Genomic DNA, 12,390 nt, shown 5'->3' with positions numbered 1-12,390 from the left:
AATCGGTTAAATCCTATCATAGTTCTCTAGTTTAATGAATGAGGAGGAGAGAAGCAATGCTTGAATGGCAAGATTATTTTGAATCCCATATTTTGGAAAGAGGAAAAGAATATTATTTAAGCGGTTGTGTGGCGCGACTGAGAGCGGATGATCAGCTTATTCTGGCCGAAGTATTCGGCACAGAGCTTTATGAAGTAGAAATTGCGCTAAAACAGGGCAAGGTCGTGGAGGAATTTTGTAATTGTCCTCACTTTGCGGCTGGTTTTAATTGCAAACATCTTGCGGCTGTTTTATTCGCCTATACGAGAGCGAAAGAAAAGAATAAGCCGCTGACTCCCCCAAAACGTAAAGGACGCCGTGAGGTCTATCAGAAGCTGGTGGATCAGCTAGATGAAGCAGATATGCGGCAGATTTTACTCAGTTTGATGGTTGAGGATACTTCTGTAGCCCTTTTTGTGAAGAACGTTGTATCGGATAGCGAAGATGATTTCGCTGAGGAGGAAGAAGTAGAAGCTTGGGATGACTGGGATGAAGAAGAGGAAGATTGGGAAGAAGAATGGGAGGATGACTGGGAAGCTTAAAAGGAAATTTCGTACTAGGTCTGATACGCGTATCTTGCTCTTTTGCTTCTTTGACGCATTCTTAGTATAATGGGGTTTGTTTTGCAAGTGGGGTCATAAAATAAGATCCTTGGACAAAGAAATGGAGCGTAAATCATGACAACAAATTTTTGGGCTGAATTGCCGAAGCCTTTTTTTATCCTAGCACCAATGGAAGATGTCACCGATGTCGTTTTTCGGCATGTCGTTCAAGCTGCCGGCGCACCAGATGTTTTCTTTACGGAATTTACCAACTCCGATAGTTATTGCCATCCAGAAGGACGCGACAGTGTGCGGGGACGTTTAGTCTTCACCGAAGATGAGCAACCGATGGTAGCCCACATTTGGGGCGACAAGCCAGAGTATTTCCGTGAGATGAGTATCGGCTTAGCGGAGATGGGCTTTAAAGGGATCGACTTAAATATGGGCTGCCCAGTGCCAAACGTTGCTGGACGAGGCAAAGGCAGCGGCTTGATCTTGCGACCAGAAGTTGCTGCAGAGCTGATCCAAGCAGCCAAAGCTGGCGGTCTGCCGGTCAGTGTCAAGACCCGCCTGGGCTATACCGAACTAGGAGAAATGGAAGCTTGGTTGACCCATGTCCTGCAACAGGATATCGCCAACCTTTCGATCCATTTGCGAACCCGCAAAGAAATGAGCAAGGTCGATGCCCATTGGGAATTGATTCCTGAAGTGGTTGCCTTGCGGGATAGAATCGCCCCACAAACGAAGCTGACGATCAACGGCGATATCCCTGATCGTACCAAAGGTTTGGAGCTAGCAGAAAAATATGGCGTAGACGGAATCATGATCGGCCGGGGTATTTTCAAGAATCCCTATGCCTTTGAAAAAGAACCGAAAGAGCATACCTCAGAAGAGCTATTAGGCTTGTTGCAGCTGCAATTAGATCTGCAGGACCATTACGCCAAAATGGTGCCACGCTCGATCGCAGGATTGCATCGTTTCTTTAAAATCTATGTCAAAGGCTTCCCTGGAGCCAGTGATTTGCGGGCAAAATTGATGAATACCAAATCAACGGATGAAGTCCGGCAACTGCTGGCAGAGTTTGCGGAGAAAAAGAACCACGAGGAAAGTATTGAAGCGTAAGTTTCAATGCTTTTTTCGTTTTTGGTTGCTGTACCCGCTCTCATTGTCAATCCTTCCTTGACAATAGGTAGGTACCTATGTAAAATGGAGAACAGACTTTTAATTAGGTACCTATCTAAATAGTGAAGAGGCGAAAGGAGCTGAAGGTCGATGGTTTCCGAACAAGAAATCGTGGAACGATTGTTTGAAGTGTATAAATTAAATCGGCGGTATGCGGAACAAAAATATGGGCGTTTTATGCCAGGTCGGGGACAGTTCAATTGCCTACTGGTATTGGACGAAAAAGGGACGTTGACCCAAAAAGATCTCGCCGCGTATTTAGCGATTCGCTCGACATCCACTGGCGAACTACTAAAAAAACTGGCTGAAAAAGGGCTGATCCAAAAAGAAGTCGATCCGAAAGATAAACGCAGCCATCTGATTTCGCTGACGGAAGCAGGCAAGGAAGAGGCACAGCGAATGAAAGAAAAACGCAGCAAGGCGCACCAAGAAATGCTGACCTATTTGACGGCAGAAGAAAAACAAGCCTTTGGTCAAGCCTTAGCAAAAATCGAACAGTTTTATCTTGAGAAGGAGGCGGACGTTGATTGAGTGAAACAGTCCAACGAACGGAACGTCAGCGGACGCTGATTTTTATTAATTTAATGATTACATGTATTGCCGTATCCATGTTGGCGACCGCCTTGACGACGGCTTTACCCGCCATCGTCACTGACCTGCAGATTTCCGTCACTACGGGACAATGGCTGACTAGCGGTTATTCCTTGGCGATGGCGATCGTTATGCCATTGACGGCATATCTTATGAATCGTGTGCCAACCAAAAAGCTGTATCTCGCTGCCTTAGGAATTGCGTTGGTGGGCTTGCTGCTTTGTGCTACAGCGCCCAATTTTCTAGTCATGATGCTTGCTCGTATTTTGCAGGCTGTGGGTAACGGGATCTTGACCGCGATGGCACAAGTGATCCTCTTATCGATCTATCCGATCAATCGTATCGGTGCCGTGATGGGCTGGTATGGACTATCGATCACCGCGGCACCCGTGATCGCACCGACTCTTGCTGGGGTGATCGTGGACCGCTTGAACTGGCATGCGATTTTTTATATCGTTGCCGTGATTGTTTTGATTTCACTGATTTGGGCCATAAAGGTTTTTGATGATGTGTTGCCAGTAAGCAACAGCAAATTTGATCAGACCTCTTTTGTTTTGAGTGCCTTCGCTTTTGGTGGGATTACTTTAGGCTTTGGCAATATCGGCAGCTATGGCTTTTTCAGCTTACCCGTTTTAGGAACCTTAGGGCTCGGTTTGGTAGCAGGGATCTTCTTTGTCTTCCGTCAGTTAAGAGCGAAAACCCCATTTTTGGATCTGCGGGTCTTAAAAACAAAAGAATATGCCATCAGTGTCTTTGGCAGTATCATGCTTTACTTGGTCTTGATGGGTTCGGCGATGCTGATGCCACTTTACGTGCAGTCGATTTTAGGCAAATCAGCGACGATCTCAGGGTTAGTCGTTTTGCCAGGTTCCTTGGTCTCGGCTTTTTTAAGTCCGGTGGCTGGACGAATCTATGACAAAGTCGGCATCCGTCTGTTGACGATTTTCGGCGGCGGCTCACTGGTCTTGAGCAACATCGGCATGTATTTCATCCATATGCACACGGGTATTTGGGTAGCAGTGGTTTTGAACATGCTGCGCTGTGCCGCCACAGGCTGTTTGTTGATGCCCTTCGTGACGTGGGGAAATAAAAATATTCCGCCGCAGTTGACGGCGCATGGAACAGCATTATTGACTTCTTTGCGAACGGTGGCAGGCGCCATCGGGACAGCATTATTTGTCGGGATCATGAATAGTGTGGCGCAAAACAGCACGACCTTAACGGGGACGAGTGCACTGCTTCATGGGATGAATGTTTCTTTCTTATTGATGACGATCGCTTCTGGTCTGCTGTTTGCAACGGGGCTATTTTTGATTCGTGATCAGAAACCAGAAGCCGTGTGGCTGGAAGGTGCGGAAGAACCGCTGGAATAAAGAGGGGCACCTTTCTTTGAAGGGTGCTTTTCTTGATTTATTTCATGAAACTCTATGAAAAGCCAAAAAATTCGATATAATAAGATAACTTATGGTTTAGGAGGAGTATTTTTTTTCAGGAAAGACTTGTTTTAATGGAAAAAAATCAGGGAGAAAATGAAGAATAAAGGCGTTTATTTTGGGTTGTCTGCCTATGTCTTGTGGGGCTTGGTCACACTATATTGGAAAATAATCGTTGGGGTTTCGCCATTAGCAACGATGTGCTACCGAATCGTGTGGTCCTTTGTTTTTATGGTGCTGTTTATTTTGCTTTCCGGGAAGAAAACGCAATTTTTACAAGAAGCGCGTCTGCTGTGGAAGAACAAAGTGTTTGCTGGACTGATCGTTTTAGCGTCTGTGCTGATCTCCATCAACTGGTTCACCTTTATCTTCGCGGTGAGTGCGGGCCACGTGATGCAAGCCAGCTTAGGCTATTACATCAATCCGCTAGTCAATGTCTTGTTAGCGACCGTTTTTTTGAAGGAACGTCTTAGTCGTACTGGCATGCTGGCGTGTCTGCTGGCAAGTATCGGGGTGATCTTATTATCGATCCAAACAGGAACGATTCCTTATGCCTCACTGATCATGGCCTTTTCCTTTAGTACGTATGGCTTGATCAAAAAAAGAATCCCCATTAGTTCGGTTACTGGGTTAACGATCGAAACGATGGTGATTTTCCCCTTTGCCCTCGTGTATATTTTAGGATTTTCAACCGTCGGCTTTATGAACTATCCCTTGCAAACCAATCTCTTATTGATGGGTGCTGGGATCGTGACGGCTATTCCGCTGTTACTGTTTGCGGAAGCGGCGAAAAATGTTTCTTACATTACGCTTGGGTTTATTCAATACGTCAACCCGACGATCATGCTTTTGTTAGCCATCTTTTTGTTTCACGAAACCTATTCACTGGCCCAATTTTCCGCCTTTGCGTTTATTTGGCTAGGGATCGCTGTCTTCACCTATGGTACGTTAGGGACGGCGATGAAAGAGCGGCGCATGGGACAGCAAAGAAAGCAACTCTGATACATCAGGAATGGCTGCAGCTGGGCCGTTCCTTTTTTTATTAAAAAACAAAGCATTTTAGGTAGTGAAGGATGTTGCAAGGAGAACCCTTCAATGGTATAACAAAGGAAAAACCCGTTGCAGAAATTTTATTTGAAAAGGGTTGCATCTGCCACAGGGGTGTGTTATTATTCTTTCAGTTACAAGGATTGTTACTGTTCGGCAGGCAAAACCAGAATTGACCGTAGCGCGCTAACGGGGAGATTCTAGGTTTTTTTATTTTGGAGTGAGGGAAAGCGATGGTTATTGGAAAAATTTTAAATAATAATGTCGTCATCTCGACCAATGATGCCGGTCAGGAAGTGATCTATATGGGTCGCGGCATTGCGTTTAAGAAAAAAGTCGGCGATCCAGTGGATGAAGCCTTTGTCGAAAAAGAATTTGTGTTAAAGGATACCTTTACTGCAAATCAGTTTCAGCAATTGTTTTCAGACATTCCTGTGGAAGAAGTCGAAGCCGTCAAGCAAGTGGTGGATGATGCGGAAGCATCCTTGGGGATCGAGCTGTCGCCAAATATTTATTTGACCCTGACCGACCATATCCATTATGCGCTGGTTCGGGCACATGAAGGCATTGAGCTGCCGAATCCATTGTTGTTTGAGACCCGCAAGTTTTATCCGAAAGAGTATGCGGTTGCAGCAGATGCCGTTGCTTATTTTGAAAAAGTCTTCGGGATTACATTGCCAGAATCGGAGATCGGCTTTATCGCCTTTCATATCGTCAATAGCGAACAAGCCAATGGCACGATGGAAACCACGATGCAAGCGGTAGAAATCGTACGTGACGTACTGGCGATCATCAGTCGCTTTTATGGACGGGTCTTTAACCCAGATTCCTTGAATTATCAACGGATTACCACGCATTTGCAGTATTTTGCGCAGCGTTATTTAAGCGATGAACTTTCAGGGGAAAAAGATGAGTTTTTATTTGCCCTTGTGCAATCGAAGTACCCTAAAGCGTTTCAAACGGTCCAACGGATCAACGAGTACTTGATCAAAACCTACGACAAATCGATCGGTGAATCAGAAATGATCTACTTAACGATCCATATCGAACGTGTCGTCAATGATCAAACCAATTAACATTCAATCATTAACGGATTGTTACTGTCAGGCAGGCAATACCCAGATTGAAAAGACAACAGTCAGCGAGGAAAAGACTCGTTGGACGGTCGTTTTTTCAATCTGGGTTTTTTTATTAAAAAAGGAGTGTTGAAAAAATGAGTTCAAATAAAGAAATTGCAGTTCGCGTCCTCGATGCGGTGGGCGGCAAAGAAAATGTCAACAGCGTGGTGCATTGTGCGACCCGCTTGCGTTTCAAATTAAAAGATGAGAACAAAGCGGATACGGCACGCTTGAATCAAGACGACGACGTGATCCAAGTCGTTCAAAGCGGCGGACAATACCAAGTGGTGATCGGCAGTCATGTCAGCGATGTCTATCGTGAATTGAATGGGGTAGCGAACTTCGACGGCGAAGCAGACAGCAAAGGCGACAAAGGCAACCTCTTGAATCAACTGGTGGATATTATTTCGTCGATTTTTACGCCATTTTTAGGCGCAATGGCAGGTGCTGGGGTCTTAAAAGGATTCTTGACGCTGGCAGTCACCTTGAATTGGTTAGCAGCTGATTCTGGGGTCTACACCGTATTGTATGCGATTGCTGATGGGCTGTTTACTTATTTACCAGTGATGTTGGCTTTTACTGCAGCGAAGAAGTTTCGTACCAATGAATTTCTAGCGGTTTCCTTAGCGATGGCGTTGGTTCATCCAGACATTACCGCTTTGGCTGGGCAAACGTTGAGTTTCTTAGGCCTTCCGGTCATTATTGGTGCGAGTGCTTATACGTCTTCCGTCATTCCGATTATATTAGCGGTCTTTTTACAAAGCTATGTGGAGCGTTTCTTTAAAAAAGTCATTCCTAGCTTCTTACAGATCATCTGTGTGCCTTTAGCGGTCTTCTTGATCATGGCGCCATTGACCTTTATTGTCGTCGGTCCACTAGGAACGATTTTAGGAAACTTGTTAGGTAGTGCCTATGACAGCATTTACCACTTCAGCCCACTGATCGCTGGCGCTGTCATGGGTGGTTTATGGCAAGTCTTTGTGATGTTTGGCATGCACTGGGGCTTTGTACCGATCATCATGTTGAATCTCAGCCAAACCGGTGTCGATACCATGGTACCAATGCTATTGCCAGCTGTCCTTTCTCAAGGGGGTGCAGCGCTAGCAGTGTTCTTTATGACAAAAAATGTGAAATTGAAAGGCTTGGCCCTTTCTTCAACGATCACCTCAATTTTTGGGATCACAGAACCGACGGTGTACGGGGTGACTTTGCCATTGAAAAAACCATTTATCGCCGCGTGTATCAGTGGTGCCCTCGGTGGTGCCTTTATTGGCTTCAGCCAAGTCGAAAACTATACCTTTGGGTTAGTCAGCTTACTAAGTCTGCCGTCCTTTATCCCACAAGATACGAAAGATTTAAGTGGTCTGATCGCAGCTTCGATCGGCACGGCTATCGCTTTTGGCGCAGCGTTTGTCTTGACCTTCTTCTTACGTTTTGAAGATCAGCCAGCAACTGATGCCAGTGCAGCACCAGCAAAAGAGCCAGCAGCACCCACAGAGAGTTCGTCTAAAGAACGAGTGATCCTCAGCAGTCCGTTAGAAGGCAAAGTGGTTCCCTTAGCAGAAGTCAAAGACCAAGTCTTTTCTTCTGGTGCATTAGGAAAAGGTATCGCTATCGAACCAACTGTCGGGGCTTTATATGCGCCAGCAGATGGCACCATCACGACGCTCTTTCCTACTGGCCATGCCGTTGGTTTGACCACCACGGATGGAGCAGAAGTTCTGATGCATATTGGTATGGATACTGTGGAACTAGAGGGCAAAGGCTTTGAGGTCTTTGTTAAACAAGACGATCAAGTCAAACGCGGTGATTTGTTAGTGAAGTTTGATCTAGATACGATCAAAGCAGCTGGCTTATCCACGATCACACCGATCGTTGTGACGAACACCCCGCAATATTTAGATGTGATGGATATGAACCAAACCGATGTCTTGCAAGGAGAAGACTTCTTAGCCATCGTAAAATAAGCAAAAGAAACCCGATCCTCGACTGAATATCAGCAAGGATCGGGTTTTTTGTAAGAAAATAAGGCGCAGTTGCCCTTCTCGCTTGCCTGACACGGTAGAAAATGCTTGTCACAGCGCGAGTTAAGAGCAAGACCAACATCAGGAACGCTTACTCAGGGAAAACCCGAACATTCTTGGGGACTGCTCCTTACACATGGCTTAAATTTTCGGCAAGCGACTCTAAAGCGGGGAAATCGAGAATCGCATAGCCCTGTTTTTGTTTTTCAATCAGCTTGTCTTCCCGAAAGCTGGTAAAGGTTCGCAGCAGGTGGCGATAGCTGACATTCAAGATCGCCGCACAGGTGGTCAACTGAAAGGAGAAGTGTTGATTTTCTTGATGCGCAAGAATGAATTTGGCCAACCGTGTCTCTACAGGTTCCGTCAATGAATTCGCTAAGTTGATCCCCGAATTCAAGCGGGAACTGAGCAACTGACAGATGGTTTGCAAAAAGCGGACGTCTTGTTGCAAGGTGTTGCGGTAGCGATTCAAAGGGATGCAGACACAGACGCAAGCAGAAGCGGCTTTGACACTGCTTTTCGGCAAGAGTTCCCATAAAGAGGAAGCTTCTCCTAATGGTGCAGCTGGCTTGGCGTAATCAATACAAATCGTTTGGGTATCCGAAGAGAAGGAATAGACCATCACCGTTCCTTCTACGAGAAAATACAAGTATTCAGAAGGCGTGCCTGTTCGAATCAGGTGCTCTTCTTTTTCAAAGGAATGCAAAGTGGCCATCGCTAACAAATCATTGTCCATATAAGATTGCAGATCGTATGTGTCAATGTAATTACTGAGGCGTGCGGTATCATCGATTTTTTTCATGGAAATCAGCCACTCCTGAATGGTTTTCTTTAAGTATAGCTTAGTTCCCCTTTTGACTCAACACGAACGATAAATAAAATCTAATGTAAATTGTATGTAAAAATAAGGTAAAATAGGACATGTGTCACTTCATTTTGACGGGATACTTGGTATGATTTGAATGTAAGAAAGCTTCAAACCATTAGGAGGAGAAAAAATGCCATTGAAACGAATTGTTAAAGGAATGTTAGGAATTGCGTTAGTTGCCGCATTGACCGGCTGTGGGAATGGGAGCAGCAGCAGCGACAGCAGTGCCGCAGCCGAAAAAGAAAAGCTGGTGGTACAATTCGTACCGACCAATAATGACGGCTCGATGCAAGCCAAAGCAAAACCGTTTGCTGAGTATTTATCAAAAAAATTAGACCGTGAAGTAGAAGTAACGTTAGCAACGGATTATTCGACGATCGTAGAAGCGATGGCTTCTGGACAAGTTGATTTAGGGATCATGCCGCCAGCCGCTTATGTTCAAGCCAAAGACATGGATGCAGCTGAAGCGATTTTGACTTCTCAATTAGGTGCTTATGATCCAGAGACGGGTTTGCCATTAGAAGGGGAAAAAACCAATACCTTCAAAGGGGAAATCTTGGTCCGTGCGGATAGCGACATGACAGAATTGACGGACTTAAAAGGGAAAAAAATCGCCACATTGAGTCCAAACTCTGCCAGCGGCTATATTTATCCAGTTGCCGAGTTGAAAGATGCAGGAGTTGATCCAACGACGGATGCTACATTAACGACGGTGAATGATATTCCAAGTGAGATCACTGCAGTCTTGAATGGTCAGATGGACGCCGCCTTTGTGTTCCAAGGGGCACGAAATGTCTTTGCGTCAAGCTTTCCAGACAACGACTTATTCAAAGACCTAAAAGTCCTTTACTTGACTGAAGGGGATATTCCAAATGACGCCATTGCCGTTCAACCATCAATGGATGCTGAACTAAAAGAGCAGATCAAAGAAGTGTTCTTGAACATGGCAGATGATGAAGAAGGCGCCGAAGCAATGAGCTTGTGGGGACACCAAGGGTATGAAGAAGCAGCTGATTCTGCTTACGATACCATTCGCGATTATACACAACGAGCAGCAGAGTAAAAAATCAGGGATTGCGGTAGAAGGATAACAGGACACGGAGATGTGCAGCGATTTACTAGGGGAATAGGTGGAATACGCAGTACCAGTGCATTTTTTAGTGAAATAGACCGTGACCGATTGGGGAAACTTTGCCGCGGTCCCTACATAATGGAGAAAACAGATGATAACTTTTGAGAATGTATCCAAAGTCTACCCAAATGGGGTCAAAGGATTACAGAACATAGATGTAACGATTGAGCAAGGTGAATTTGTGGCCATCATTGGCTTGAGCGGTGCTGGTAAGAGTACCTTTTTGCGCTCGATCAATCGCTTAGTGCCAATCACTGAAGGAGATATCCGGATAGACGGCAAATCAGTCACGAAAGCCAATAAAAAAGAATTGCGCTTGATTCGTCGACAAATCGGATTGATCTCGCAAAGCTTCAATTTGGTCAAACGCAGTACCGTTCAAAAAAATGTTTTGTCTGGGCGCTTGGGGTATTACGGGACCTGGAAAAGTATTTTAGGGTTGTTTACGAAAGAAGACTACGAAAGAACGAAAGAAGCGCTAGCGACTGTCGGCTTGTCAGACAAACTGCAAACGAGAAGTGACCAGTTGAGTGGGGGGCAACAGCAGCGGGTATCCATCGCCCGTGCCTTGGTCCAACAAGCGCCGGTGATTTTAGCAGATGAACCTGTGGCATCACTAGATCCCATCACGACAGAGAAAGTGATGGAGGATCTGAAGAAGATCAATCAAGAAATGGGCAAAACGATTGTCATCAATCTGCATTCGATTCCCTTGGCTCGTCAGTATGCGACAAGGATCATTGCCTTAAAAGCAGGTGCGATCGTTTTTGACGGCAACGCAGCCGCTTTGACAGATCAGCGTTTAGAACAAATCTATGGCAAAGCAATTTTTGAAGAAAAGGCAGGAGAAATCGATGAAACTGAAAGAAACAGTTCATTTTAATTGGTACAAACACCTGCTGCTGGTTCTTTTATTGCTGCTCTTTTTTCAAAGTAGTGCCTGGATCACAGGGGCTGATTTTGCACAAGTGTGGTCGAATCGCAGCCAGATGACGGCTTTCATGGCTCGCTTTTTGCACCCAGACTTTAGTTATCTACCGCAACTGATGATGCCCTTGATCAAGACATTGCAGATGTCCTTTTTAGGCACCGTTTTAGGAGTAGTCGCAGCGATACCGGTGAGTCTGTTGGCGACAACAGTCGTGACAGAAAGCCGTTGGGTCTCGGTGCCGATGCGTTTTCTCTTAGGGCTGGTGCGGACGATCCCCAATCTATTGTTGGCGGCATTGTTCGTAGCGATTTTTGGGATCGGTGAAGCCACTGGTGTTTTGACCATTGCGGTCTTTACCTTTGGTATGGTTTCACAGTTGATGTTCCAAGCGATCGAAACCATTGATTTTGCGCCGATCGAAGCAGCAGCAGCGGTAGGAGCGAATAAATTTCAAGTGACCGTTTGGGCGATCATTCCCCAAGTCATCAGCCAGTTTGCCAGCTATACTTTTTATGCCTTTGAAGTCAATGTTCGAGCTTCGACGGTGTTAGGGTATGTGGGTGCCGGCGGGATCGGGGTCATCTTGAACGCCTCATTGGCATTGTTGAATTATGAGCGGGTCTCGATCATTATCTTGACGATTTTGCTGACGGTAGCGATCGTTGATTTTCTCAGTGAGCGGGTAAGGAGGTCTTTCCTATGATGATCAGAGAAGTGAAGAAAACGACTTGGCTGTTATGGGGACTCTTTGCTGTTTTACTAGTTTTATCCGCTGCGACGCTGGATTATTCCGGATTGAGTACTTTTTCCTTAGCAATGGGAAGAGATGTCTTGCAAGGGCTGAGTCAGCCAGACTGGTCCTTCTTTTATGACGGCAGTGGGGAAGATCTGTGGAGCTTGTTGTTACTGACGATCGGGATCGCTTGTCTAGGAACGATGATCGCAACAGTCTGCGCGATTCCAGTGACCTTGCTGAGTGCCGCCAACCTATGGACCTCGACACCCTGGGTCGCAAAAATCGGCAAAATGATCTGCAATATCTTGCGGGCATTTCCCGAGCTGGTTTATGCGATTATTTTTGTCCGTGTGGTAGGTCCAGGACCTTTTGCTGGAGTTATGGCGATCGGTGTCCACCAGATCGGTATGCTGGGCAAGTTGTTTACCGAAGAAATGGAAGCCATGGATGAGCGCTTGACGGAAGAGATGCAAGCAGTCGGTGCCAACTTTTGGCAGACGATGTTTTTCGTGCGAGTCCCTTACTTAGCACCCATCTATAGTTCTTTTGCATTGAATCATTTTGAAATTGCGGTCCGCAGTGCGGCAACGTTAGGGTTAGTCGGTGCTGGTGGGATCGGTGCACCATTGATTTTTGCTATTCAAACCAGAACCTGGAGCAAGGTAAGTATTATTTTGTTGGGCGTCGTTGTGACCGTCTTCTTATTAGACCAGTTGACTGGAATCATCAGAAAGAAATTGAGATAAA

Annotated in this window: 12 protein-coding genes; 11 read left to right on the top strand and 1 reads right to left on the bottom strand. The window is 45.7% G+C overall.

All coding sequences use genetic code 11. The features are described from left to right. The first annotated feature begins 56 nt into the window (after positions 1–56). The 7 genes from IGK61_RS16610 to IGK61_RS16580 all read left to right on the top strand — a co-directional run bounded on the left by IGK61_RS16610 (position 57) and on the right by IGK61_RS16580 (position 7,919). Positions 57–581, top strand: a complete 525-nt coding sequence (locus IGK61_RS16610) for an SWIM zinc finger family protein (protein WP_074536474.1) — start codon at positions 57–59, stop codon at positions 579–581. Positions 582–716: 135 nt separating this feature from the next. Beyond that, positions 717–1,703: a tRNA dihydrouridine synthase gene (locus IGK61_RS16605; RefSeq protein ID WP_005230648.1), complete on the top strand. Its 987-nt coding sequence runs from the start codon at positions 717–719 to the stop codon at positions 1,701–1,703. A gap of 150 nt (positions 1,704–1,853) precedes the next feature. Then, positions 1,854–2,294 (top strand): MarR family winged helix-turn-helix transcriptional regulator, encoded by a 441-nt coding sequence (locus tag IGK61_RS16600; protein ID WP_005230651.1) that lies wholly within the window; start codon positions 1,854–1,856, stop codon positions 2,292–2,294. After that, entirely contained in the window at positions 2,291–3,727 is a 1,437-nt protein-coding gene (locus tag IGK61_RS16595; RefSeq protein WP_240934909.1) for an MDR family MFS transporter, read from the top strand. The genes IGK61_RS16600 and IGK61_RS16595 overlap by 4 nt, the downstream gene beginning before the upstream one ends. Before the next feature lie 156 nt (positions 3,728–3,883). After that, the gene (rarD, locus tag IGK61_RS16590) at positions 3,884–4,789 is read left to right on the top strand and encodes an EamA family transporter RarD (RefSeq protein WP_074536475.1); all 906 of its coding nucleotides are present in this window, start codon (positions 3,884–3,886) and stop codon (positions 4,787–4,789) included. A gap of 278 nt (positions 4,790–5,067) precedes the next feature. Further along, entirely contained in the window at positions 5,068–5,910 is an 843-nt protein-coding gene (gene licT, locus IGK61_RS16585; RefSeq protein ID WP_074536476.1) for a BglG family transcription antiterminator LicT, read from the top strand. A 137-nt stretch (positions 5,911–6,047) separates the two neighbouring features. Further along, the gene (locus tag IGK61_RS16580; RefSeq protein WP_074536477.1) at positions 6,048–7,919 is read left to right on the top strand and encodes a beta-glucoside-specific PTS transporter subunit IIABC; all 1,872 of its coding nucleotides are present in this window, start codon (positions 6,048–6,050) and stop codon (positions 7,917–7,919) included. A 187-nt stretch (positions 7,920–8,106) separates the two neighbouring features. On the opposite strand, the gene IGK61_RS16575 is transcribed toward IGK61_RS16580, so the two are convergent. Beyond that, a complete protein-coding gene (locus IGK61_RS16575; RefSeq protein WP_005230657.1) occupies positions 8,107–8,778 on the bottom strand; it encodes a cyclic nucleotide-binding domain-containing protein in 672 nt (223 codons plus the stop codon). 196 nt (positions 8,779–8,974) lie between these two features. Between IGK61_RS16575 and IGK61_RS16570 the strand changes: the two genes are divergently transcribed. From IGK61_RS16570 to phnE (IGK61_RS16555), 4 genes are all read left to right on the top strand, one after another. Then, the gene (locus IGK61_RS16570) at positions 8,975–9,907 is read left to right on the top strand and encodes a phosphate/phosphite/phosphonate ABC transporter substrate-binding protein (RefSeq protein WP_005230658.1); all 933 of its coding nucleotides are present in this window, start codon (positions 8,975–8,977) and stop codon (positions 9,905–9,907) included. A 160-nt stretch (positions 9,908–10,067) separates the two neighbouring features. Then, on the top strand, positions 10,068–10,859 hold the full coding sequence (gene phnC / locus IGK61_RS16565; protein ID WP_010748970.1) for a phosphonate ABC transporter ATP-binding protein: 792 nt from the start codon (positions 10,068–10,070) through the stop codon (positions 10,857–10,859). Next, entirely contained in the window at positions 10,831–11,610 is a 780-nt protein-coding gene (gene phnE, locus IGK61_RS16560) for a phosphonate ABC transporter, permease protein PhnE (protein ID WP_010748971.1), read from the top strand. Before phnC ends, phnE (IGK61_RS16560) begins: the two co-directional genes overlap by 29 nt. After that, on the top strand, positions 11,607–12,389 hold the full coding sequence (gene phnE, locus IGK61_RS16555) for a phosphonate ABC transporter, permease protein PhnE (RefSeq protein WP_010748972.1): 783 nt from the start codon (positions 11,607–11,609) through the stop codon (positions 12,387–12,389). The genes phnE (IGK61_RS16560) and phnE (IGK61_RS16555) overlap by 4 nt, the downstream gene beginning before the upstream one ends. Position 12,390 lies beyond the last annotated feature (1 nt).

This window comes from Enterococcus sp. AZ063 (assembly GCF_051715045.1).
Classification (GTDB): domain Bacteria; phylum Bacillota; class Bacilli; order Lactobacillales; family Enterococcaceae; genus Enterococcus_D; species Enterococcus_D casseliflavus.
Note: the sequence above shows the minus strand (reverse complement) of the source record. Positions and strands in the feature narration are given on the sequence as shown.

Coding starts and splice junctions, on each gene's coding strand:
- IGK61_RS16600 (WP_005230651.1), top strand. CDS start 1,854: ATGGTTTCCGAACAAGAAATCGTGGAACGATTGTTTGAAGTGTATAAA.
- licT (WP_074536476.1), top strand. CDS start 5,068: ATGGTTATTGGAAAAATTTTAAATAATAATGTCGTCATCTCGACCAAT.
- rarD (WP_074536475.1), top strand. CDS start 3,884: ATGAAGAATAAAGGCGTTTATTTTGGGTTGTCTGCCTATGTCTTGTGG.
- IGK61_RS16605 (WP_005230648.1), top strand. CDS start 717: ATGACAACAAATTTTTGGGCTGAATTGCCGAAGCCTTTTTTTATCCTA.
- phnC (WP_010748970.1), top strand. CDS start 10,068: ATGATAACTTTTGAGAATGTATCCAAAGTCTACCCAAATGGGGTCAAA.
- IGK61_RS16610 (WP_074536474.1), top strand. CDS start 57: ATGCTTGAATGGCAAGATTATTTTGAATCCCATATTTTGGAAAGAGGA.
- phnE (WP_010748971.1), top strand. CDS start 10,831: ATGAAACTGAAAGAAACAGTTCATTTTAATTGGTACAAACACCTGCTG.
- IGK61_RS16575 (WP_005230657.1), bottom strand. CDS start 8,778: ATGAAAAAAATCGATGATACCGCACGCCTCAGTAATTACATTGACACA.
- phnE (WP_010748972.1), top strand. CDS start 11,607: ATGATGATCAGAGAAGTGAAGAAAACGACTTGGCTGTTATGGGGACTC.
- IGK61_RS16580 (WP_074536477.1), top strand. CDS start 6,048: ATGAGTTCAAATAAAGAAATTGCAGTTCGCGTCCTCGATGCGGTGGGC.
- IGK61_RS16570 (WP_005230658.1), top strand. CDS start 8,975: ATGCCATTGAAACGAATTGTTAAAGGAATGTTAGGAATTGCGTTAGTT.